Annotated in this window: 18 protein-coding genes; 13 read left to right on the plus strand and 5 right to left on the minus strand. The window is 68.6% G+C overall.

Annotated elements, in window-relative coordinates; all coding sequences use genetic code 11:
- Positions 1-380 precede the first annotated feature (380 nt).
- From AC5P88_RS19155 to AC5P88_RS19195, 9 genes are read left to right on the plus strand one after another with little or no spacing between them, the layout of a single operon-like run.
- The gene (locus AC5P88_RS19155; RefSeq protein WP_495225779.1) at positions 381-2,012 is read left to right on the plus strand and encodes a TldD/PmbA family protein; all 1,632 of its coding nucleotides are present in this window, start codon (positions 381-383) and stop codon (positions 2,010-2,012) included.
- A 30-nt stretch (positions 2,013-2,042) separates the two neighbouring features.
- Complete coding sequence (locus tag AC5P88_RS19160; protein WP_495225780.1) at positions 2,043-3,677, plus strand: TldD/PmbA family protein; 1,635 nt, start codon at positions 2,043-2,045, stop codon at positions 3,675-3,677.
- Positions 3,678-3,698: 21 nt separating this feature from the next.
- The gene (locus AC5P88_RS19165; RefSeq protein WP_495225781.1) at positions 3,699-5,033 is read left to right on the plus strand and encodes a TldD/PmbA family protein; all 1,335 of its coding nucleotides are present in this window, start codon (positions 3,699-3,701) and stop codon (positions 5,031-5,033) included.
- A complete protein-coding gene (locus AC5P88_RS19170; protein ID WP_049430856.1) occupies positions 5,033-5,740 on the plus strand; it encodes a DUF4159 domain-containing protein in 708 nt (235 codons plus the stop codon). Before AC5P88_RS19165 ends, AC5P88_RS19170 begins: the two co-directional genes overlap by 1 nt.
- A gap of 16 nt (positions 5,741-5,756) precedes the next feature.
- Positions 5,757-6,740 carry an AAA family ATPase gene (locus tag AC5P88_RS19175; protein ID WP_111204477.1) on the plus strand — a complete coding sequence of 328 codons (984 nt, stop codon included), beginning with the start codon at positions 5,757-5,759 and terminating at the stop codon, positions 6,738-6,740.
- Positions 6,741-6,747: 7 nt separating this feature from the next.
- Positions 6,748-7,644 carry a DUF58 domain-containing protein gene (locus AC5P88_RS19180; protein WP_495225782.1) on the plus strand — a complete coding sequence of 299 codons (897 nt, stop codon included), beginning with the start codon at positions 6,748-6,750 and terminating at the stop codon, positions 7,642-7,644.
- Entirely contained in the window at positions 7,641-8,762 is a 1,122-nt protein-coding gene (locus AC5P88_RS19185; protein WP_495225783.1) for a BatA domain-containing protein, read from the plus strand. The genes AC5P88_RS19180 and AC5P88_RS19185 overlap by 4 nt, the downstream gene beginning before the upstream one ends.
- Positions 8,759-10,924: a hypothetical protein gene (locus AC5P88_RS19190; protein WP_495225784.1), complete on the plus strand. Its 2,166-nt coding sequence runs from the start codon at positions 8,759-8,761 to the stop codon at positions 10,922-10,924. The genes AC5P88_RS19185 and AC5P88_RS19190 overlap by 4 nt, the downstream gene beginning before the upstream one ends.
- Entirely contained in the window at positions 10,921-12,729 is a 1,809-nt protein-coding gene (locus AC5P88_RS19195; protein WP_495225785.1) for a hypothetical protein, read from the plus strand. The genes AC5P88_RS19190 and AC5P88_RS19195 overlap by 4 nt, the downstream gene beginning before the upstream one ends.
- 107 nt (positions 12,730-12,836) lie before the next feature.
- Here AC5P88_RS19195 and AC5P88_RS19200 read toward each other — a convergent pair whose 3' ends face one another.
- Both AC5P88_RS19200 and AC5P88_RS19205 read right to left on the minus strand, forming a co-directional pair.
- A complete protein-coding gene (locus AC5P88_RS19200) occupies positions 12,837-13,511 on the minus strand; it encodes a hypothetical protein (protein ID WP_495225786.1) in 675 nt (224 codons plus the stop codon).
- A gap of 40 nt (positions 13,512-13,551) precedes the next feature.
- Positions 13,552-14,070 (minus strand): hypothetical protein, encoded by a 519-nt coding sequence (locus tag AC5P88_RS19205; RefSeq protein WP_478446522.1) that lies wholly within the window; start codon positions 14,068-14,070, stop codon positions 13,552-13,554.
- A 205-nt stretch (positions 14,071-14,275) separates the two neighbouring features.
- Here AC5P88_RS19205 and AC5P88_RS19210 point away from each other — a divergent pair, with 205 nt between their 5' ends.
- From AC5P88_RS19210 to AC5P88_RS19220, 3 genes are all read left to right on the plus strand, one after another.
- Positions 14,276-16,765, plus strand: a complete 2,490-nt coding sequence (locus AC5P88_RS19210) for a DEAD/DEAH box helicase (RefSeq protein WP_495225787.1) — start codon at positions 14,276-14,278, stop codon at positions 16,763-16,765.
- Positions 16,762-17,784, plus strand: a complete 1,023-nt coding sequence (locus AC5P88_RS19215; RefSeq protein WP_495225788.1) for a ribonuclease H-like domain-containing protein — start codon at positions 16,762-16,764, stop codon at positions 17,782-17,784. The genes AC5P88_RS19210 and AC5P88_RS19215 overlap by 4 nt, the downstream gene beginning before the upstream one ends.
- Before the next feature lie 66 nt (positions 17,785-17,850).
- A complete protein-coding gene (locus tag AC5P88_RS19220; protein WP_106550567.1) occupies positions 17,851-18,165 on the plus strand; it encodes an I78 family peptidase inhibitor in 315 nt (104 codons plus the stop codon).
- A gap of 93 nt (positions 18,166-18,258) precedes the next feature.
- On the opposite strand, the gene AC5P88_RS19225 is transcribed toward AC5P88_RS19220, so the two are convergent.
- Both AC5P88_RS19225 and AC5P88_RS19230 read right to left on the minus strand, forming a co-directional pair.
- Entirely contained in the window at positions 18,259-20,256 is a 1,998-nt protein-coding gene (locus AC5P88_RS19225; protein ID WP_495225789.1) for a M56 family metallopeptidase, read from the minus strand.
- Positions 20,257-20,259: 3 nt separating this feature from the next.
- A complete protein-coding gene (locus tag AC5P88_RS19230) occupies positions 20,260-20,646 on the minus strand; it encodes a BlaI/MecI/CopY family transcriptional regulator (protein ID WP_005407516.1) in 387 nt (128 codons plus the stop codon).
- 191 nt (positions 20,647-20,837) lie between these two features.
- On the opposite strand from AC5P88_RS19230, the gene AC5P88_RS19235 reads away from it, so the two are divergent.
- Positions 20,838-21,935 (plus strand): serine hydrolase domain-containing protein, encoded by a 1,098-nt coding sequence (locus AC5P88_RS19235; RefSeq protein WP_495225790.1) that lies wholly within the window; start codon positions 20,838-20,840, stop codon positions 21,933-21,935.
- Here AC5P88_RS19235 and AC5P88_RS19240 read toward each other — a convergent pair.
- Positions 21,894-22,688, minus strand: coding sequence for a hypothetical protein (locus AC5P88_RS19240; protein ID WP_495225791.1), 795 nt, complete (start codon positions 22,686-22,688; stop codon positions 21,894-21,896). The two genes, AC5P88_RS19235 and AC5P88_RS19240, sit on opposite strands and share 42 nt — an antisense overlap.
- Positions 22,689-22,704: the final 16 nt, after the last annotated feature.

Here is a 22,704-nt window from a genome sequence, read left to right on the forward strand (position 1 = left end):
CGCGTACGCGACGCCCGAAGCAGACCGATCCCCGCCTAAGGACAGTCGCGGCGTCCCTCCGGAGGCTGCCGGCCAGCGGCCGGCACTACCGTGCCCGCTTGCCGGAGAGATCCAAGCCTCCCCAGCAACACAGTTGCTACATGGACGTATTTACGGCGTCTCCCGCAACCGGACCCACCCCGCCATCCCACGGATAGCCCGCTTTTGACGTTGACGTTGCCCTGGCTTGAAGCAGGTGCAGGGCTGCAAGCCCTGCCGAAACCCTCCCCAACCATGACTGCAGTCACTTGCCCGAAGCCGCCGCGCTGGCGAAAGTCGGGCAGTTGACGTGATCGGTCCGGCCCGTTGCCAACCGCACGCAAGCGAGAGAGAGAAACGCTGTGCAACGACGTGAGTTCCTGGCTTTTTCCGGTCTGGGCCTGGCGGGCCTGCTGCTGCCGCATTCCCGTGCCATCGCCGCCGAGCAGCTGCTGGCCCCGGTCGATACCGCCCAGCGCCGGCGCCTGGCCGAGGTCGCGCTGGCAGCCGCACGCACCGCCAAGGCCAGCTACTGCGATGTGCGCATCGGCCGCTACCTCAACCAGTCGGTCATCACCCGCGAGCACCAGGTCGGCAATGTGACCAACCGCGAGTCGTCCGGCGTGGGCGTGCGCGTGATCGTCAACGGCGCCTGGGGATTCGCCGCCACCCACCAGCAGACCGAGGCCGCCGTGCGCGCTGCGGTCGAGCAGGCCGCCGCGATCGCGCGCGCCAACGCCGCCATCCAGACCCGGCCGGTGCAGCTGGCACCGACGCCGTCGGTCGGTGAGGTGCGCTGGCAGACGCCGGTCCGCAGGAACGCGATGGCAGTGCCGATCCAGGACAAGGTCGAGCTGCTGCTGGCACTCAATGCCGCCGCGCTGAATGCGGGCGCCGACTACATCAATTCCACCCTGTTCCTGGTCAACGAGCAGAAGTACTTCGCTTCCAGCGACGGCTCGTTCATCGACCAGGACATCCACCGCATCTGGCTGCCGTTCACCGCCACCGCCATCGACAAGGCCAGCGGCAGGTTCCGCACCCGCGCCGGCCTGTCCTCGCCGATGGGCATGGGCTATGAGTTCCTGGATGGCGATGCACGCGGCAAGGTGCAGCTGCCGGGCGGCATCACCGCCTACCGTGATTCCTACGACCCGGTCGAGGACGCCATCGCCGCCGCCCGCCATGCGCGCGAGAAGCTGAAGGCGCCGTCGGTGAAGCCCGGCAAGTACGACCTGGTGCTGGACCCGTCCAACCTGTTCCTGACCATCCACGAGAACGTCGGCCACCCGCTGGAGCTGGACCGTGTGCTCGGCTACGAGGCCAACTACGCCGGCACCAGTTTCGCCACGCTGGACAAGCGCGATGCCGGCTTCCGCTGGGGCAGCGACATCGTCACCTTCTTCGCCGACAAGACCCAGCCGGGCAGCCTCGGTGCGGTCGGCTACGATGACGAAGGAGTGAAGACACAGCGCTGGGACCTGGTGCGCGACGGCATCCTGGTCGACTACCAGGCCACCCGCGATGAAGCCCACATCCTCGGCCGCGATGCATCGCATGGCTGCAGCTATGCCGATTCGTGGTCCAGCGTGCAGTTCCAGCGCATGGCCAATGTCTCGCTGGCACCGGGCAAGCGGCCGCTCAGCGTCGAAGACATGATCAAGGACGTGGAGAACGGCATCTGGATCCACGGCCGCGGTTCGTACTCGATCGACCAGCAACGCTACAACGCGCAGTTCGGTGGCCAGCTGTACTACCAGATCAAGGACGGAAAGATCGCCGGCATGGTCGAGGATGCGGCCTACCAGATCCGTACGCCGGAGTTCTGGAACGCCTGCACCGCCATCTGCGATGAGCGTGACTTCCGCCTGGGCGGTTCGTTCTTCGACGGAAAGGGCCAGCCCGGCCAGGTCTCGGCGGTCTCGCACGGTTCGTCCACCACCCGTTTCAACGGCATCAACATCATCAACACCGCGCGCAGTCTCGGCGCTTGAGCCACCCATCCTTCGACATGGAGAGCAGCCTTGCAAAGACGTGACTTCCTGGCCCTGACCGGGCTTACCGCGGGCGGGCTGATCGTGCCCTCCTTCTTCGGCAAGGTGATCGCCGCCGAGCAGCTGCAGTCCAGCCTTGACCCGGCGCTGAAGAAGCGCCTGGCCGACGCCGCCCTGCAGGCCGCACGCAGCGCTGGCGCCACCTACTGCGACGTGCGCATCGGCCGCTACCTGCGGCAGTTCGTGATCACCCGCGAGGACAAGGTGCAGAACGTGGTGAACACCGAGTCCACCGGCGTGGGCATCCGCGTGATCGTCAACGGCGCCTGGGGCTTCGCCGCCACCAACGCGCTGGGTACCGCCGACGTGGCCAGGGCCGCGCAGCAGGCGGCGGCCATCGCCAAGGCCAATGCCGGCGTGCAGACCGCACCGGTGCAGTTGGCCAAGGCACCGGGCGTGGGCGAAGTGAGCTGGCGCACGCCGATCCGCAAGAACGCGATGGAGGTGCCGATCAAGGACAAGGTCGGCCTGCTGCTGGACGTCAACGCTGCGGCGATGGGCGCCGGTGCCAGCTTCGTCAACTCGATGCTGTTCCTGGTCAACGAGCAGAAGTACTTCGCCTCCACCGACGGCTCCTACATCGACCAGGACGTGCACCGCATCTGGGCCCCGATGACGGTCACCGCCATCGACAAGTCCAGCGGCAAGTTCCGTACCCGTTCGGGCCTGTCCTCGCCGATGGGCCTGGGCTACGAGTACCTGGACGGCGCCGCCGCCGGCAAGGTGGTCAGCCCCAATGGCGTGGTCAACTACAGTTCTTCCTACGACATGAAGGAAGACGCCATCGCCGCCGCCAAGCAGGCGCAGGAGAAGCTGAAGGCACCGTCGGTGAAGCCGGGCAAGTACGACCTGGTGCTCGACCCGTCGCACACCTGGCTGACCATCCACGAGTCGATCGGCCACCCGCTGGAACTGGACCGCGTGCTCGGCTACGAAGCCAACTATGCCGGCACCAGCTTCGCCACCCTGGACAAGCGCGAACAGCATTTCCAGTACGGCAGCGAGCTGGTCAACATCTTCGCCGACAAGACCCAGCCGGGCAGCCTCGGCGCGGTGGCGTACGACGATGAAGGCGTGAAGTGCAAGCGCTGGGACCTGATCAGCAACGGCAAGCTGGTCGATTACCAGACCATCCGCGACCAGGCCCACATTCTTGGCAAGACCGAGTCCGACGGCTGCTGCTATGCCGACTCGTGGTCCAGCGTGCAGTTCCAGCGCATGGCCAACGTGTCGATGGCGCCAGGCAAGAAGCCGCTGAGCGTGCCCGACCTGATCAAGGACGTGGAGAACGGCATCTACATCATCGGTGACGGTTCGTTCTCGATCGACCAGCAGCGCTACAACGCGCAGTTCGGTGGCCAGCTGTTCTACGAGATCAAGAACGGCCAGATCACCCGCATGCTGGAAGACGTGGCCTACCAGATCCGCACGCCGGAGTTCTGGAACGCCTGCACCGCCGTGGCCGACGAGCGCGACTATCGCCTGGGCGGATCGTTCTTCGACGGCAAGGGCCAGCCGGGCCAGGTCTCGGCGGTCTCGCACGGCTCGTCCACCGCGCGCTTCAACGGCATCAACGTCATCAACACCGCACGCAGCCTCGGCTGATCGGTCAGGAGCCCTTACACCATGAGTATCTTCACCGAAGCCCAGGCCAAGGCCATCCTCGACAAGGTCATTGCCCTGTCCAAGGCCGACGAGTGCACCGCCGTGCTGGCCGGCGCGATCGACGGCAACATCCGTTTCGCACTGAACAACGTTTCCACCAGCGGGATTGTCGATAACACCGAACTGGCGGTCACCGTCGCCTTCGGCAAGCGCGTGGGCACCGCCTCGATCAACGAGTTCGACGATGCCGCGCTGGAACGCGTGGTACGCCGCGCCGAAGACCTGGCCCGCCTGGCCCCGGAGAACCCGGAGTTCATGCCGGCCATCGGCAAGCAGAGCTACCGCGCCAGCCCGACCTTCAGTGAGTCCACTGCCGCGATCGATCCGGCCTTCCGCGCCAAGGTCGCCGCCGATTCGATCGCGCCGTGCCGTGGCCACGGGCTGATCGCCGCCGGCTTCCTCGAAGACGGCCAGGGCTTCCAGGCCACCGCCAACAGCAACGGCAACTTCGCCTACCAGCGCACCACCAACTTCGATTACACCTGCACCGTGCGCACCGAAGATGGCCGCGGCTCGGGCTGGGTCGGCCGCAACCTGAAGGACGCGGTAGACTTCAAGGCCGACCAGGACATCCGCATCGCCATGCGCAAGGCCACCGAATCGGCCGAAGCCAAGGCGCTGGAGCCGGGCAAGTACACGGTGATCCTGGAACCGGCCGCGGCCGCCGGCCTGATCAGCTTCATGATGAACTTCTTCAACGCCCGTTCGGCCGACGAAGGCCGCAGCTTCCTGTCGAAGAAGGGTGGCGGCAACAAGCTGGGCGAACAGGTCTACGACCCGCGCGTGACCATGATCGCCGACCCCTGGCACCCCGAGGCCCCGGTGCTGCCGTGGGACGGCGAGGGCCTGCCGCGCGAGCGCATGGCCATCATCGAGAACGGCAAGATCGCCAACCTGAACTACTCGCGCTTCTGGGCGCAGAAGCAGGGCAAGACCGCCAAGGCATCGCCGGGCAACCTGCTGATGAGCGGTGGCGACAAGAGCACCGCCGAGCTGGTGCGCGGCACCCAGAAGGGCATCCTGGTCACCCGCACCTGGTACATCCGCATGGTCGATCCGCAGACCGTGCTGCTGACCGGCCTGACTCGCGACGGCACCTTCTACATCGAGAACGGCCAGATCAAGCACCCGGTGAAGAATTTCCGCTTCAACGAATCGCCGGTGATCATGCTCAACAACATCGAAGAGCTGGGCAAGCCGGTGCGCGTGGCCGGTGATGAATCCAGCTACGTGATGATGATCCCGCCGATGAAGCTGCGCGATTTCACCTTCACCTCGCTGTCCGACGCCGTCTGATGGATCGCCGGGCCTGCCTGCGCTGGTTGGCCGCTGCCGCTTCGGCGGCGGCGCTGCCGGCCTGGGCACAGGCAGGCCCGCGCAGTTCGCGCTACGACTTCTGGTTCACCCGCCTGCAGTACGACTCCGGTGACTGGGACGTGGATGCGCGCATGCCGTCCAACCTGATCACCTCGCTGATCGACTACACCTCGCTGCGGGTGGATCCGCAGGAACACGTGGTGGCACTGGCCGACCCGCGCATGCTGGAAGCGCCGTTCTGCTACCTGGCAGGGCACACGCTGGTCGAGTTCAATGCCGCCGAACGGCAGAACTTCGTGCGCTACGTGCGCAACGGCGGCTTCGTCTTCGTCGATGACTGCAACCATGACATCGACGGGTTGTTCGCCACCTCGTTCGAAGCGCAGATGGGTCGCCTGTTCGGGCCCAGGGCATTGCAGAAACTGCCCAACAGCCACGCGCTGTACCGCAGCTTCTTCCGTTTCCCCGACGGCCCGCCCGCGACCAGCTTCGAGCTCAACGGCTGGGGCGACGACCTGGTGCACGACTACCTGAAGGGCATCGAGGTCGATGGCCGCCTGGGCCTGCTCTACAGCAACAAGGACTATGGCTGCGAGTGGGACTACGACTGGCGCAACAAGCGTTTCCTGGCCGAAGACAACACCCGCTTCGGCGTCAACATCGTGATGTACGCGTTGAACAACTGATAGGACCTGCACGCCCATGACCGCCCCCGACCTCGATTCCCTGCTGCCGCGCCTGCACGATCTGCGCGCTGCGCTCGCACGCGCGGTGGTGGGCCAGAACACCGTGGTCGAGCAGCTGCTGATCGGCCTGCTGGCCGGCGGCCACTGCCTGCTGGAAGGTGCGCCCGGGTTGGGCAAGACGCTGCTCGTGCGCTCGCTCGGCCAGGCCCTGGAACTGCAGTTCCGGCGGGTGCAGTTCACCCCGGATCTGATGCCCAGCGACATCCTCGGCACCGAGCTGCTGGAGGAAGACCACGGTACCGGCCATCGCCATTTCCGTTTCCAGCAGGGCCCGATCTTCACCCACCTGCTGCTGGCCGACGAACTCAACCGCACCCCGCCCAAGACCCAGGCCGCACTGCTGGAGGCGATGCAGGAGCGCACGGTCAGCTACGCCGGCACCACCTACGCACTACCCGCGCCGTTCTTCGTGCTGGCCACGCAGAACCCGATCGAGCAGGCCGGCACCTACCCGCTGCCGGAAGCGCAGCTGGACCGCTTCCTGCTGCACGTGCTGGTGGATTACCCCAGCGAGGACGAGGAACGGCAGATCCTGGAGCAGACCACCGGCGGCACCACCGACACGGTGCCGAAGGTGATGGATGCCGAGGCGGTGATCGCACTGCAGGCCGCGGTGCGCCAGGTGCATGTCAGCCCCGATGTGCTGGCGTGGATCACCCGCCTGGTACGTGCCAGCCGGCCTGGCGAAGGCGCACCGGCAGCGATCAACCAGTGGGTGAAGTGGGGTGCGGGCCCGCGTGCCGGCCAGTCGCTGGTGCTGGCAGCGAAAGCACGCGCGTTGCTGCAGGGCCGCTTCGCCGCCACCCGCGAGGATGTGCAGGCACTGGCTGCGCCGGTGATGCGCCATCGCCTGCTGCTGTCGTTCGCCGCCGAGGCCGAGCAGAAGTGTGCCGACGACGTGGTCGCCGCGCTGCTGCAGGCCGTGCCGTTCCCGGGTTGAGCCACGCGTGAACGCAGGTACGCCGTTGATCCTGCCGCCGGAACTGCGTGCGCGCCTGCGCCTGCTGCGGTTGCGGCCGCGCCTGGCCAACGGGGCAAGCGGCATCGGCCAGCACGCCAGCCGCAGCCGCGGTGCCGGCCTGGAATTCGCCCAGTACCGTGCCTACGAACCGGGTGACGAGCTGCGCCAGATCGACTGGAAGCTGTATGCGCGCTCGGACCGCTTCTTCGTGCGCGAGTCCGAACGCGAAAGCCCGATCACGGTCTGGCTGCTGCTCGATGCCACCGCCTCGGCCGGCCAGGCTGATCGCGCGGCACCGCAGCGCACGCGACTGGACCACATGCGTGGCGTGGCCGCATGCCTGGTTGAACTGGCCCTGCAACAGGGTGATCGCTTCGGCCTGCTGGCGATCAATGGCGATGGCCTGCAACTGGTACCCGCGGCGAACGGCGCGCGCCAGCGCGACCGTGTGTATCTGCAGTTGCAAGCGCTGCAGGCACGAGGTGGCTGGCCTGCGCCTGATCGCCTGCGGCCGCTGTGGGAACGGGTGCGTCCAGGCGACCTGCTGCTGGCGATCGGTGATGGCTTCGATGAGGCCGGTATCGTGCTGCTGGAACAACTGGCCAGCGCCCGCCGCGAAGTGGCATTGCTGCAGATCCTGACCGCTGACGAGCGCGATTTCCCGTTCGACGCCGGCCACCGCTTCCGCGACCCGGAGACCGGCGAAGAACTGCTGGGCGATGGCGCGGCGATCCGCACCGACTACCTGCAGCGCTTCGCCGATGCACGCAGCGCGCTGCAGGCACGCCTGCAGGCCAGTGGCATCGCCAGCGCCAACGGTTGGCTCGACCAGCCACTGGACCAGCCGCTGCAGGCGCTGTTCGGCCGTGGGGGCGGCGCATGAACCTGCTTTTCCCGCTGGGCCTGGCCGCGCTCGCCGCATGGCTGCTGCCGTTGTTGATCCACCTCGCCCGCCGCCATCCGTATACGCCGCTGGATTTCGCCGCGCTGCGCTGGCTGCGCGCGCAGATCCGGCCGCGCCAGCGCATCCGCTTCGATGACTGGCCGCTGCTGCTGGTACGCCTGCTGTTGTTGGCCGCGCTGGCGCTGTTGCTGGCGCGGCCGGCGCTGACGGGCCCTGCGCCGGTCCCCGCTGCATGGACCGTGGTGGCCCCGGGCCTGGATGCCGCCGCACTGCGCGGCACCGTCGACGATGGCAACTGGCATTGGCTGGCCACCGGCTTCCCCTCCATCGACCAGGCACCGCTGGCCTCCAATGCCTCCCTGCCCAGCCTGCTGCGCGAACTGGATGCCCAGCTGCCGGCCGGTACCGCGCTGACCGTGCACGTACCCGATCCGCTGCCCGGCCTGGACGGCGCACGCCTGCAGCTGTCGCGCGATGTGCAGTGGCACCCGCACGCCGTCGCGGCCCCAGCCACACAGGCCGCCACGACGCCGCCACGGCTGCGCATGCACGCCGATGCGCCCGCCGGGGTGCAGCGCTGGATCGGCGCACTGCAGCGGGCCTGGGGCGCGCAGGCACCCCCGGCACCGTTGACGGCCGATGCCTTGCCCGAACGCGGCGAGATCGGTGTCTGGAGCCGCAGCGACGCACTGCCGACGCACTGGCAGGGGTGGCTGCGCGATGGCGGCAGCGTACTGAGCGCTGCAAAACCTGCCACCGAGGCCAGTGTGCTGCTGCGCAGCGCCGATGGCGCGCCGCTGCTCTGGCAGCAGCGCGTCGGCCACGGACGCTTGCTGTCACTGCCCGGTGACTGGGACATCACTACCCATGCCGCGTTGCGCGACGCGCAGCTGCCACGCTCGCTGCTGCTGGCACTGCAACCGCCATCGCCCCCACGCGTGGGGGATGCAACAGACCACGCGCCCCGCCAGACCGCCCTGCCGGCCTCGACGCCGCCGCTGCGTGAGCCGACCGCATGGCTGCTGCTGGCCATCGTGCTGCTGTTCGCCGTCGAACGCTGGATGGCCAGCAGCGCCCGGCGCAGGGAGGCGGCATGAACGCGTTGCAACGTGCTTGGCAGCGTGCGCGGCGCCGGCGCGCCCTGATCACCCTGCTGCTTGGCCTGCCGTTGGCGCTGGCCGCCACCGCGCTGGCCCTGCGCCTGTCCGGCTTCGATCTGGCCTGCGTGGCTGGGACGCTCGTCGTGCTCGCCTGCGCCGCCGTTGCGACGGCGCGTGCCCGGCAGCTCGACCGTCGGTGGCTGCAGCGGCAACTTGATGCCAGCGGCACCAGCGAGGACAGCGCGGACCTGCTGTTCGCCGAAGCCGCCACGCTCAATCCGCTGCAGCAGCGCCAACGCACGCACGTGCTGGCCACGCTGGAGCGCCGCATGCCGGAGCTGCGACCGCGCTGGCCGCGCGCGGCGCTGGCCCTGTGCTGGATTGCGGGCCTGACCATCGCACTGCTGGCATTCGGCTGGCCGCGCTCGAACAGCGGCCCCGCCACCGTTGAACCCACACCGCATGGCGGCACCACACCCGCGGGCCCACTGCACCTGCAGTCCACCCGCCTGCGCATCGACGCACCGGCCTATACCGGCCAGGCCACGCTCACCCAGAATGCGCTGGATGCCAAGGTTGCCGCCGACAGCCGCCTGTCGTGGTCGTTACGCTTCGACCGTGCACCGGACAAGGCGTGGCTGCAGTTCCACGATGGCCGACGCCTGCCGCTGAACGAGCGGGACGGCCAATGGCAGGCGCAGGACGTGGCACGCGCGCCGGTGCTTTATCGCGTGGTGAGCGAACCGGCACTGGCCGAGACCCGCCTGCATCGGCTGGACGTGGTGGCCGACCGTGCACCCTCCGTGCGCGTGCTGGAACCGGCGGCCAGCCTGGTGCTGGCCTCGCCCGGACAGCGCCAATGGTCGCTGCGTTTCGAGGCCGGCGACGACTATGGCGTGGCCGCACAGGCAACGCTGTCGATCACGACCACCCAGGGCAGCGATGAGAACATCACCTTCGTCCGTCGCAGCGTCAGCCTCACCGGCAGTGGCGAGCCGACCGCACGACGCTTCGCGCATACGCTCGACCTCGCCGCGCTGGGTGTGCAGCCTGGCAACGATGTGATCGCCCAGCTGGAAGTGCGCGACAACCACGCGCCCACACCGCAGGCCGGACGCAGCAGCAGTGTGATCCTGCGCCTGCCCAGTGCCGAGGTTGCGCTGGGTGCCGAGCTGGAAGGCCGTATCAAGAAGACACTGCCGGCCTACTTCCGCAGCCAGCGACAGATCATCATCGATGCCGAGGCGTTGATCCGGCGGCGGCGCGGTCTCGCCGCCGATGACTTCATCAAGCGCAGCGATGCGATCGGTGTCGACCAGCGCATCCTGCGCCTGCGCTACGGCCAGTTCCTGGGCGAGGAAAGCGAAGGCGCACCGAAGCCGCCGCCGACCAGCGACATGCCCACCAGCGATACGCCGACCACAGATGGCCACGACGACGACCACGAGCACGACCATGGCGCGCAGGCCGATGCGCACGACGACCATGGCCATGATCATGGCGGTACAGCCAGCGCAGGTACCCCGCCGGTATTCGGCAGCGCGACCGACGTGCTTTCCGAGTACGGCCACACCCATGACCACGCCGAGGCGGCCACCCTGCTCGATCCACAGACCCGTGCCACGCTGAAGGCCGCGCTGGACCAGATGTGGTCGGCTGAAGGCGAACTGCGCCAGGGCCGGCCGGAGCAGGCGCTGCCATTCGCCTACAAGGCGCTGGGCTTCATCAAGCAGGTGCAGCAGGCCGAGCGCATCTACCTGGCCCGGGTCGGGCCGGAGCTGCCACCCATCGATGAAAGCCGCCGGCTGGGTGGTGATCGCGCCGGGCTGTCCAGCCGTGAACTGCCGCTGGCCGCACGCACGCCGCCGGACCCGGCCATTGTCGAAGCCTGGCAGCGTCTCGGCGATGACATCGGCACACCCGATCTCGATGCGCTCGCCAGCTGGCAGCAACGCAACGCTACCTACCTGCCCGATGCACTGGACCTGGCTGCCGCCATCGAGCAGCTGCGCATCGAGCCCGGCTGCCGCGACTGCCGCCAGCGCCTGCGTGCGCAGCTGTGGCGTGCCCTGCAGCGTCCGTTGCCGCAGGTGATGCGGCGCAGTGCAGCCGATGCGATGGGGCAACGGTATCTCGACGCGCTGGAGGCGCATCCATGAGCGCCTCCGGTTCGAGCCTGTGGATTGCGCTGGTACTGGCCCTGGTCGTGGTCATCGCCAGCGTGCGCCAGTTGCATGGAAGCACAACGCACCCAGGCCGCCGCTGGATCATCATCGTGCTGCAGATCGTCGCTGCCACGCTGCTGTATTTCTGCCTGGTGCCACCTACCCATCAGCAACCCGCCGCCGGCCTGGTCGTGCTCGGCGCCGAGGCCGGCAAGGCAGGCGCACCGCCGGCCAGCGAAGGTCCGCTGCTGCTGTTGCCGGAAGCGGGCGATGTACCTGGTGGACAGCGTATCCCCGACCTGGCCACCGGGCTGCGCCAACACCCCGCCTCCACGCTCACCCTCGTGGGCGCCGGCCTGGTCGCACGCGATCGCGACGCGGCGTTGCCGGGCGACGTGCGCTGGCAGGCAGCACCCGCACCGCGCGGCTGGGTCGCGCTGCAGCCACCGGCCGACGTTGCACCCGGCGGACGCTTCGAGGTACAGGCGCAGGCGCGTGGCGCGGCAAAAGCGAAGGCCGAGCTGCTGGACCCGGCCGACACCGTGGTCGATCGCGCAGACGTTGCCGAAGACGGCCGCGTCCAGCTCACCGGCATCGCCCGCGCCGAAGGCCGCAGCGTGTTCCGGCTGCGCCTGCTCGACACCGAAGGCCATGTGGTGGATACCGTACCGGTGCCGCAGCAGACCCTGCCGGCAGCGCCCTTGCGCCTGTTGGTGCGTGCCAGCGCACCCGGCCCGGAACTGAAGTACCTGCGGCGCTGGGCCGCTGACGCGGGCCTGCGCGTGCAGGTGCAGGCCGATACCGGTGCAGGGCTCAGCGTAGGCGATGGCGTGGTTTCGCTCGATGCTGCAACGCTGGCGCGCAGCGACCTGCTGCTGCTGGACGAACGCGGCCTGGCGGCCCTGAGTGCAGGCCAGCTGGCCGCCGTGCGCCAGGCGCTGCGCGACGGTCTGGGTGTACTGGTACGCAGTGCGGGGGCACCTTCGGCCAGCGCGCGCCAGCGCCTGCACGATCTTGGCCTGCCCGTGCAGGGCGATGGCAGCAGCCACACCCTCGAACTTCCCGGCGACGGTGACAGCGCGATTCTCGTCGCGCGCCGTGGCCCGCTTGCCGCCGGCACACTGCCAACCGGCTACGGCGAAGAAGCCGACCGCAGCTCGCACAGCGCTGCGCTGCCTTCGCTGGAAGCACTGGCGTTGCAGGCGCCGGGCAGCAACGCACTGCTGCATGGTCTTGACGGCAAGGCCGTCGGCGGCTGGCGCGCGGCCGGCAAGGGGCGCATCGGCCTGCTGCCAATCACCGACAGCTGGCGTTGGGTGCTGGCGGGCCGCGATGACCGCCACGGCGAACTGTGGAGCGGCGTGGTTGCCACGCTGGCACGTGCGCAGGGCAGCGGTGATGCGCTGTGGTCACCACAGCCGATCAGCTGGGCGGGCGAGCGGCAGGCACTGTGTGGCGTGCAGGCGCCGCTGCAGGCCCTCAACCCGCGTGGCGACAGCGTGCCGCTGATCGTCGATGGTGCGACATCGGCACTGCGTTGTGCCGCCTGGTGGCCACGTGGCGCAGGTTGGCAGCGCCTGCAGCATGGGGACAGTATCGTCTGGCGCTATGCATTCGACCCGAAGGACGCACCTGCACTGCATCGGCAGGCGATGATCGATGCGACCACGCAGGCGCTGGCCCGCAGCACGCCCGCGAATGCACAGGCCACGCAGCCGGTTGCCGGCTCGCGCTGGCCATGGTGGCTGGCCTTCGTGCTGTGCACCGCGCTGCTGTGGTGGCTGGAACGACGGCGGTAACTTCGGGGGCGGATCCCTTTCGCGGGCGAAAGGGCTCTGACCCCAGCCGATTGGATCGCGAACCGCATCCACGCATGGCGTGGATCTACTGGCCCCTCATGCGCCCCTCAACGTTTTCCCGCGCGCCGGTACACGCCATTGAAGCGCACGTTCATGCCACCGCACTCGCTGTTGTCGGCCACGATCAACACCTCGCCCAGCGAATGCACGCGTACCCTGCAGGTGTCTTCGGCGAACTCCACATCAGCACCACGCGGCGTCGCGCGCGCTTCCACCTGGCCCATGTTGGGGCCAAACGGACGCTGTTCCGGCGTCGGATTGGCAGAGGGCCAATAAGCGTCGCCGTCCACATGCAGCTGCCCACCCTGCACCGAGATACGCAGGCCATTGTCGCCATCCTTCCAATGGCCTGCCCAGTCCTGCAGGGATGGCACGACCGCAGGCAACGGCTGCAGCTTGCTGCGATCCACCCAACCGGCGCTGCCGCCCACCTTGTTCGGGAAGAACGCACAGCGATAACCGCCCAGATCGCGCCCGGTCACCACCGTATCGCCGTTGACCACATAGCTGCGCTGGCGGCAGGCCGGTTCGCCCTTGCCCGGGCAGCCGTCCATGTCGCCGAGCAGGTACAGGCGCGGTGCGTCGACCACCCGCGCCAGTGCAAACCGGCTCTGTTCGGACGGGAACGCGCCGTTGCGGCAGGCGCCGCCATCGGCGATGCCTGAAGCGAAGGCGGAGGCCGGCAGCAACGCAGCCACCAGGCAGAAAGAACGCAGGGACATGGCGATGGCACCGATGGGGAAGCCGGCAGGATATACCGGCCTACTTCACCGGCGATGGGTCGGCGGCACCCTGCTCCTCGGAGAAGCGCAGCGCACGCTGCTGCTGTTCGGCACTGAGTTCCGGCGGTGGCCGCGCCACCGCAGCCTGGATCTGCGCCGGTCCACCGGTAAGCTTGTTCACGCCCTTTGCGGCCGCCATCACGCCCTTGACCACGCCCATCATGATGTAGCCGCCGCCCATGCTGACCTGCTCCGGCGACGGCGGTTCACTCCAGTCGCGGCTGAAGCGGTTGTCGCCGAACTTCACCGGGTTCTTGAAGCGGTACAGGTCCAGCGGCTCGTCTTCCGGCTTGAGCGCGCGCACTTCGCCAAGGGTGGTGACATTGTCCTGCGGCAGGGTGGTGGAAACCGGCGCGGTGGTTGCCGCCGGAGCATCCGCAGCGGCGGCAGGCCCGGGCACGGGCACCGCTACCGGCGCTACCTGCTGGGCCTGCGCGATGCCCGCCAGCAACAGGCTGGCCAGCAGTGCTCCCTGCGTTCCACGTCGTGCCACAGCCATCCACCCTGTTGGTTGCGTCCAGTGAACAAGGATACGGATGCGGGCTTCAGATTTCGTTGCCACTGCGGCGACTGTTCAGCCCATGGAGCAGCTTCGACGCCGGGGGCACTGAACGGTTCACTGCATCCCACGCCGGTGTCTCACATCCTGAGACGTGAGTGTGGTGCCATGTGACCCCTCGCAATCCGTCCCGGCTCCATCTTCCATGGCTTACGAACTCGCCAAGCGCACCGCCGATGCCGAGCAGAAGCTCGCCACCCGCGATGGCCTGCCCGCCCGCGACGGCGCCCTGCTCAGCGCGCGGCTGCAGCGCCGCTACCAGGACCGCATCACCGGCAGCTTTGCCATTCCCGGCCGCGAAGGCCGCTATGCGCCCATTCCCGATTCGGTACCGCCGGCGCTGGCCGCCGCGCTGAAGGCCCGTGGCATCGAGCAGCTCTACAGCCACCAGGCCGAAGCGTGGGAGGCCAGCCAGCGCGGCGAACACGTGGCCATCGTCACCCCCACCGCCAGCGGCAAGTCGCTGTGCTACACCCTGCCGGTGGTCAGCGCGGCCATGCAGGACAAGGCCAAGGCGCTGTACCTGTTCCCCACCAAGGCGCTGGCCCAGGACCAGGTGGCCGAGCTGCTGGAACTCAACCGCGCCGGCGACCTGGGGGTGAAGGCCTTCACCTTCGATGGCGACACCCCTGGCGATGCGCGGCAGGCGATCCGCCTGCATGGCGACATCGTGGTCTCCAACCCGGACATGCTGCACCAGGCCATCCTGCCGCATCACACCAAGTGGGCGCAGTTCTTCGAGAACCTGCGCTACATCGTCATCGACGAAGTGCATACCTACCGCGGCGTGTTCGGCAGCCATGTGACCAACGTGCTGCGCCGGCTCAGGCGCATCTGTGCGTTCTACGGCGTGCAACCGCAGTTCATCCTGTGCTCGGCCACCATCGGCAACCCGCAGGCGCATGCCGAGGCGCTGATCGAGGCGCCGGTGACTGCCATCACCGAATCCGGCGCGCCCAGCGGACCGAAGCAGGTGCTGCTGTGGAACCCGCCGGTGATCAACCCGGACCTGGGCCTGCGCGCCTCGGCGCGTTCGCAGAGCAACCGCATCGCGCGCATCGCGATCAAGTCCGGGTTGAAGACCTTGGTATTCGCACAGACCCGGCTGATGGTCGAAGTGCTGACCAAGTACCTGAAGGACATCTTCGACCACGATCCGCGCAAGCCACCGCGCATCCGCGCCTACCGCGGCGGCTACCTGCCCACCGAGCGCCGCGAGACCGAGCGCGCGATGCGCGCCGGCAGCATCGACGGCATCGTCAGCACCTCGGCGCTGGAACTGGGCGTGGATATCGGCAGCCTGGACGTGGTGATCCTCAACGGTTATCCGGGCAGCGTGGCCGCCACCTGGCAGCGCTTCGGCCGTGCCGGTCGCCGCCAGCAGCCCGCGCTCGGGGTGATGGTGGCCAGTTCGCAACCGCTGGACCAGTACGTGGTACGCCATCCGGACTTCTTCGCCGAAGCATCGCCCGAACATGCGCGCATCGCGCCGGACCAGCCGTTGATCCTGTTCGACCACATCCGCTGCGCCGCGTTCGAGCTGCCGTTCCGGGTAGGCGATGGCTTCGGCCCGATCGATCCGGAAGTGTTCCTGGAAGCGCTGGCCGAAACCGAAGTCATCCACCGCGAAGGCGAACGCTGGGAATGGATCGCCGACAGTTACCCGGCCAACGCGGTCAGCCTGCGCGCGGTGGCCGATGGCAACTTCGTGGTGGTCGACCGCAGCGATGGCCGCCAGCAGATCATCGCCGAAGTGGATTACTCCGCCGCGGCGCTCACCCTGTACGAAGGCGCCATCCACATGGTGCAGTCCACCCCGTACCAGGTGGAAACGCTGGACTGGGATGGCCGCAAGGCCTACGTCACCCGCACCCACGTGGACTACTACACCGACAGCATCGACTTCACCAAACTCAAGGTGCTGGACCGCTTCGATGGAGGCGTGGCCGGTCGTGGCGATTCGCACCATGGCGAAGTGCACGTGGTGCGCCGCGTCGCAGGCTACAAGAAGATCCGCTATTACACCCACGAGAACATCGGCTACGGGCCGGTCAATCTGCCCGACCAGGAACTGCACACCACCGCAGTGTGGTGGCAGCTGCCGCAGGCACTGCTGCTGCGCGCCTTCGCCAGCAAGCAGGATGCACTGGATGGCTTCCTCGGTGCCGCGTATGCGCTGCACATCGTCGCCACCGTGGCGGTGATGGCCGATGCGCGCGACCTGCAGAAGTCGGTCGGCAACGGCGACGGCGCCTGGTTCGCGATTGCCGACCAGAGTGGCCGTGGCCAGCTGCGCGGCAGCAATGGTGACCCCGGTGCAGTGGAGCTGCTGCAGGAATTCGTGCCCACCGTCTACCTGTACGACAATTTCCCCGGCGGCGTTGGCCTCAGCGAGCCGCTGTGGCAGCGCCAGGCCGAGCTGGTGCAGCGCGCGCGCGAACTGGTGCAGCGCTGCGACTGCAAGGCCGGCTGCCCGGCCTGTGTCGGCCCAGTCCTGGCCGCGCAGGAAGAGGATGAGACCTCACCGCGCGCACTGGCACTTCGCGTGCTCGACCTGTTCGATGCCGATGCCTGCCAGCATGTGCCCGACGTGGTGGTGACCGTGCGCGATCCGATGGAGCTGCTGGCACCGTGAGCCTGAGCCTGGACAAGCTGCGCCTGCTGCGGAAGCAGGCCGGCGACCCGAAGGCGGCCACGCCGACGACGCCGGATGCAACGCCTGCGCCCCCCGCACCCGTGGCCGCCAACGATGCACGGCAACCACCGGCCGAGCGTTCGGTGTTCGCCTGGGTCGAACAGGAAATCCGCCACAAGCCGACCGGTACTGCGGCCACCGCAGCGGCACCGGCAACGCTGCGTCGGCCGGAGGTGGGCAGCCTGCATCGCCTGCTTGGCCTGCGCACACGCGGCGGCCCTGCACCGGTGCATGCCAGTGCACAGGATCGGCAACTACCCGGCGAAGAAATCGCACCGAGTCTGTTCCTGATCGAATCGCTGCAGCCGCAGACGATTCCCGCGCACCCCCTGTCGCTGGATTTCGCCCGTCGCGAAGGCCAGCACGTGGCCGCGCGCGACCTGCTGTTCTTCGATACCGAAACCACCGGCCTGGCCGGCGGCACCGGCACCCGCGCCTTCATGATCGGTGCCGCCGACTGGCATGTCTGCCCACGACGCGGCGAAGGCCTGCGCATCCGTCAGCTGCTGATGTCGACGATGGCCGCCGAGGACGCGATGCTGGCCACCTTCGCCAGCTGGCTGCAGCCCTCCACCGTGTTCTGCAGCTACAACGGCCGCAGCTATGACGCCCCACTGCTGAAGGCGCGGTACCGGCTGGCCCGGCAACGCGACCCGATCAGCGCGCTGGACCATGTCGACCTGCTCTACCCCACCCGCCGCCGTTATCGCGGCAGCTGGGAGAACTGCAAGCTGTCCACCATCGAGCGCCAGCTGCTGCGCGTGGTACGCGAGGACGACCTGCCGGGCTCCGAGGCGCCCGGCGCATGGCTGCGCTTCCTGCGCGGCGGGGACGCGGTGAACCTGCGCCGGGTGGCCGACCACAATCACCAGGACGTGGTGACCCTGGCCCTGCTGCTGCAGAGGCTGGTGCGCGAGGAACAGCGCGAGCGCGAGACGCTGGCGCTGGTCGGGCAATAGGCGTTGACACGGCCTGACGGTGGCAGCGGTGACACTGCCGCCACCATCCACGCTTGGAGCCCGACGATGCGCCTCAGTCCCCTGGCCCTGCTCGCCATCCTGCCGCTGGCCGCCTGCAGCCATGCCGGCAGCAGTACCGCGCATGAGACCACGCCGCCACCGGCGGCCGATGGCCCGCATGAGTGCCAGCCCGACAAGCTTGAAGCCTTCACCGGCAAGACCGCCGACGAGGCCACCGTGAAGCAGCTGGTCAGCGCCAGCGGCGCGCGCAATGCGCGGGTGGTCAAGCCCGGCATGGCGGTGACCATGGACTTCCGCCAGGACCGCGTGACCGTGCAGGTGGATGCGCAGAACCGCATCGAGCGCGCCAGCTGCGGTTGATGTTCCGCTGGGTAGCGCCGGGCCATGCCCGGCGCCTTCCCTCTTCAGGTGTGCCGCTGCGCTCGCCGGGCATGGCCCGGCGCTACCGCCGTTTCAGAGGCGCTCGGCCTTGCCACTGGCCAATGCACGGGCGATCACCTGCTGTGCCTGCTGCGATGCCTGCGCATGCACGCGCGCCTGGCGTTCGCCCAGCGCGGCCTGCCGGCTGCCCAGCGCGGCCTGGCGGCTGGCCAGTTCAGACTGCTGGCTGGCCAGGCGCTGCATGGCGCGGGTGCGGCTGGCACGCGCGGTTTCGTTGTCCACTTCCTGCATCGCACGACGCGCCTCGGCGGCAGCCTCACGAGCGGCCTCACGTGCAACGGCCGCATCATTGGTTGCGCCCCGCGCCGCCTTCGCCGCTTCCGCCGCCGCTTCGCGGTTGATGTCATGCGCAGCCATCGCACTGCGCGCGGCCTCCGCTGCGGCCAGTGCCATGCGGCGCGCCTCTTCACCCTGCAGACGCCCCATCTCACCCATCTGCTTGCCAAGGTCGCTCTGCTGGCGGCCCAACGCACTCTGCTGGCGGCCCAGTTCGCTCTGCTGGCGACCAAGGTCCGCCGCACCGGCATAGGCGCGCTGCAGCGACTGGATCAACATCGGGTCGCGCACGATGTAGCGCTTGTCACCCTGGCGGAACCACAGCGCCGGGCCCTTGCCGAGCTGTCTGCGTGCAAGCGTCACATCGTCGATGGCACCGTTGGCGAAGGTTGAATCACCATCCACCAGCACGAACGCCTGCGACGGGGACTGGCCCAGATCCAGACGGCCGTAGGTGGTGATGGACGACATGCGCGAGGTCGTGTGGCCAGCGTCCATGCCGGTGTCGACATCCACATCGGCATCGACATCGACCGCCACATCCGCGTCGTCAGGGCCGGACGACGCCTCCTCATCCGTCGGCTCGGCGGGAGGCACCGGGGCAACCGGTGCAGCAGGTACCGCTGATGCAGGCGGTGCCGGCGGCGCTTCAGGGGCCTTCGGCGGCCGCGGCACAGCAACTTTCGGTGCGACCGGAGGCGCGGGCGGTGCGGGCGGCACCGGCGCTGCGACCAGCCGCATCGGCGCCACGCCCACCACCACCACGACGGCGGTCAACGCCATCGCCAGCAGACGCGGGCAGGACCGGTGCGACTGCAGCGAAAGCAGGCGACGCTTGAGGCTGGTGGTGCTCGGTGCGGCACTGGCCACGCCCAGATGCGGCTGCGCTGCCACGCCCAGCTGCAGCAACAGGCGGCCATAGGCCTGGCGACTGGCGCCATGCTGGCCGACCACGGCCGCATCCACTGCTTCCTCGCGGGCCTGGGCGTATTCGCGCACCGACAGGCGCAGCAGGGGGTGGAAGAAGAACAGGTGCTGGGCCAGCGCGGGCAGCAGCCCCCACTGCAGGTCACGACGCTGCAGGTGCTGCAGTTCGTGGGTCAGTGCCAGGTCCAGCGCGTCACCCTGCAGGGCGTTGTCGCCGGCCGGCAGCAGCAGCACCGGGCGGAACGGCCCGACCAGCTGCGGCGAGTCCACCTGCGCGCTCATCCACAGCCGCGGCGCAGGGCGCACGCCGTGCGCGTCGGAGGCCAGCTGCAGGGCCTGCACCAGCGCCTCGTCCTCGCAGGGATAGGCCGCAGCCAGCAGTGCGCGGCAGCGGCGCCACTCACCGAAGGTGCGCAGGGCCATCAGCAACACGCCGGACAGCCACAGCGCGGCCAGTGCGACCGCCCACCACGCAACTGCCGATACTTCGACCGCGGGCAGCGGCATCGCGGCCAGCAACTGTGCAGAGGCCTCCGGGGCCAGCGGGTAGACGATGTCAGCGGCCACGTCGGTCGCGGTCATCGGCACCGCCTGCGGCGCCGGCAGCCAGGCCAACTGCAACGGCTGGCTCCAGAACAGGCCGAGCACGGCCTGCAGCGGGACCAGCCACCACAGGCGGCAGCGGGTCGCCGCCGACAGCGACGGCAGCGCGCGGCACAGGCCGTACACCAGGGCCACCAGCAGCACGGTCTGCAGGCTGGTCCAGCCCAACCGTTCCAGCATCGGGATCAGCATCGTGGTGTCCATGGCTCAGCCCTCGTGGCGACGCGATTGGAGTTGGGCGACCAGCGCTTCCAGCTCGGCCAGTTCGTTGTCGCTGACCTGCTGGCGCTGCGAGAGGTAGGCCACGAACGGCGACACCGAGCCCTGCAGGGTGTTGTCGACGAACTGGGCCACGGCACCCTGCAGCACGCTCTGCGGGCCACGGGTGGCCTGGTAGCGGTAGACGCCGTCCTGCTGCCGGCGCTGAAGATACCCCTTCGCCCGCAGCCGCTCCATCATCGTCAGCACGGTGGAACGGGCCAGGCCGCGGGCCTCGCCGTAGCCACTGGCGACCTCGCCGACCGTGGCCGGCGCATGTTCATCGATGTACTGCAGCAGGGCCAGTTCCTGGTCCCCGATGGTCTTGCCACGCATGACACCACTCCCTTGACTACACGTGTCGTCACTGTCAGCTTGACGACAACTGTAGTCAATCCCCCGGAAGTCATGGGCCGACGAACGGTAGGCACCACTGAGCGCTTAAACCTTTGACCCGCCCGCTGCATCCGATCCGCAACGCCCCGCTGGAATTCCGCATGTCCCGCCCAATGCTCCGAGTCCTGCTCATGCTCATCAGTGCACTGCCCTTCGCCGCCGTCTCTGCCAGCCAGGACCAGGCCAACGACCAGACCCGCCGCCTGATCCGCCAGATCATGCTGGAGCAGCGCATCCCGGGATTGCAGATCGCGGTGGTCAAGGACGGGCAGACCGTGTTGTCCGAGGCCTACGGGCTGGCCAACGTGGAGAACGGTGTGCTTGCCTCGCGCGACACCCGTTTCCCGCTCAATTCGGCCACCAAGGCGTTCACCGGCGTGGCCGCCGCGCAGCTGGCCCAGCAGGGCCAGCTGGATCTGGACGCGCCGGCCTCGCGCTACCTGGATGATCTTCCGCCAGCGTGGAGAGACGTACGCGTACACCAGTTGCTGGCGCATACCTCCGGCCTTCCGGACATCCTTGATGCGAATGGACTGCTGGGCGGTGGCTCAGAAGCGCAGGCGTGGGCGGCCGTCACTGCGCAGCCGGTCGAAGCCGAACCCGGGCAGCGCTTCGCCTACAACCAGACCAACTACGTACTGCTGGCACGAATCATCGCGAAGCAATCCGGCATGCCCTACGAACGTTTCCTCGCCACCCGCCAGTTCAGCAGCGCACGCATGGCCCGCACCACCTTCGGCGACAGCTACGACCTGATTCCGGATGCGGCGACGATGTACAGCCTGGCCCCGCGAGCCACCGACGCTGCCGATGCACCGTCCCGCCTGTCGCACTGGTTCTACGACATACCGCCTTCGCTGTGGGCCGGTGGCGGCATCCTCACCACCGCCGATGACACCGCGCGCTGGCTGGTCGCGCTGACCGAAGGCCGTCTGCTGCCGGAGACGGCCCTGCGGCGGATGTGGAGCGCAGAGCGCCTGGCGGATGGCCGTGCCGGCCCGTGGGCGGGGGGCTGGCCGGTACTGCGCGCATCGCCCGACCTTCAGGTGGCCGGTATCGGCGGTGCGCGCTCGGCGTTCGTGGTCTATCCCGAGCGCGGCGTGGCGGTGGTGGTGCTGACCAATCTTGTCGGTGCCAATCCGCAGCAGTTCATTCCGCGCATTGCCGATTTCTATGCGCGCGATGCCTCAACGCCCAGTCACGAACGGGTCGCCCTTGCACGGCAATAACGGGCTGTCATCGCAGGGCCATAGCCCGGCAGGCACGGTCCTGGCCACTTCGAAATGATCCTGGTTCCAGCGCAGAAAACCGCCGTGGATGGCATTGCCATGGTCGAAGCTGCGCGCGTCGGCGGCCAGTGGCTGCTCGGGGTCGGCTTCGGCCACCCAGCGCAGCACCGGCACCTTGTCCAGCGGCCCGATGAAGGCGAACAGGTCGCCCACGCCCTTGTCCTGGTAGGCCGTCATCGTCGCCGCATCAGGCAGCCCTGCCTGCGCCAGCAGCGATGCGGTGACGTCCTGCAGCGGTGCAGCCCCCTGTGCAATGTAGGCGCGCATGCCGGTGGTGCTGGCTGGGCAGTCCCGCAGCTGCACCAGATAGCCCGTGGCGCCACCACTACTGGAGAACGACCGTATCCAGTAACGGAAACGCGGCCCGTTGCGATCGGTGACCATGAAATCCTGCCGCCCCCCCTGCGCGGGAATGGAAAGCACCTGCACATTGCTGGCACCTTCCACGTTGCACTTCAACTGCATCAGCACCTGCCTGGCAGGTTCGGGCAGCGCAGCGTAGCGACCGCCGGGATGGGCGCTGCCGGAGGCTTCCGGCAGTGCGGGCAGTCCACGATCAGTGGGCAGGGTCTGCGCAGGCAAGGCCTCCGGGTTCGCCGCCGAGCTGGCGGTGGGCGCTGCCGGCGCGACACGCTCTCCAGCGGGCGCGCAGGCGCTGCAGGCCAGCAGCAACACCAATGGCAGACCGGACATCAATGGTAGACGGACC

The sequence above is a fragment of the Stenotrophomonas sp. YJH_SMC_8 genome (assembly GCF_059371315.1).

Coding starts and splice junctions, on each gene's coding strand:
- AC5P88_RS19200 (WP_495225786.1), bottom strand. CDS start 13,511: ATGTCCCTGCGTTCTTTCTGCCTGGTGGCTGCGTTGCTGCCGGCCTCC.
- AC5P88_RS19220 (WP_106550567.1), top strand. CDS start 17,851: ATGCGCCTCAGTCCCCTGGCCCTGCTCGCCATCCTGCCGCTGGCCGCC.
- AC5P88_RS19175 (WP_111204477.1), top strand. CDS start 5,757: ATGACCGCCCCCGACCTCGATTCCCTGCTGCCGCGCCTGCACGATCTG.
- AC5P88_RS19170 (WP_049430856.1), top strand. CDS start 5,033: ATGGATCGCCGGGCCTGCCTGCGCTGGTTGGCCGCTGCCGCTTCGGCG.
- AC5P88_RS19225 (WP_495225789.1), bottom strand. CDS start 20,256: ATGGACACCACGATGCTGATCCCGATGCTGGAACGGTTGGGCTGGACC.
- AC5P88_RS19240 (WP_495225791.1), bottom strand. CDS start 22,688: ATGTCCGGTCTGCCATTGGTGTTGCTGCTGGCCTGCAGCGCCTGCGCG.
- AC5P88_RS19165 (WP_495225781.1), top strand. CDS start 3,699: ATGAGTATCTTCACCGAAGCCCAGGCCAAGGCCATCCTCGACAAGGTC.
- AC5P88_RS19205 (WP_478446522.1), bottom strand. CDS start 14,070: ATGGCTGTGGCACGACGTGGAACGCAGGGAGCACTGCTGGCCAGCCTG.
- AC5P88_RS19210 (WP_495225787.1), top strand. CDS start 14,276: ATGGCTTACGAACTCGCCAAGCGCACCGCCGATGCCGAGCAGAAGCTC.
- AC5P88_RS19230 (WP_005407516.1), bottom strand. CDS start 20,646: ATGCGTGGCAAGACCATCGGGGACCAGGAACTGGCCCTGCTGCAGTAC.
- AC5P88_RS19195 (WP_495225785.1), top strand. CDS start 10,921: ATGAGCGCCTCCGGTTCGAGCCTGTGGATTGCGCTGGTACTGGCCCTG.
- AC5P88_RS19235 (WP_495225790.1), top strand. CDS start 20,838: ATGCTCATCAGTGCACTGCCCTTCGCCGCCGTCTCTGCCAGCCAGGAC.
- AC5P88_RS19190 (WP_495225784.1), top strand. CDS start 8,759: ATGAACGCGTTGCAACGTGCTTGGCAGCGTGCGCGGCGCCGGCGCGCC.
- AC5P88_RS19185 (WP_495225783.1), top strand. CDS start 7,641: ATGAACCTGCTTTTCCCGCTGGGCCTGGCCGCGCTCGCCGCATGGCTG.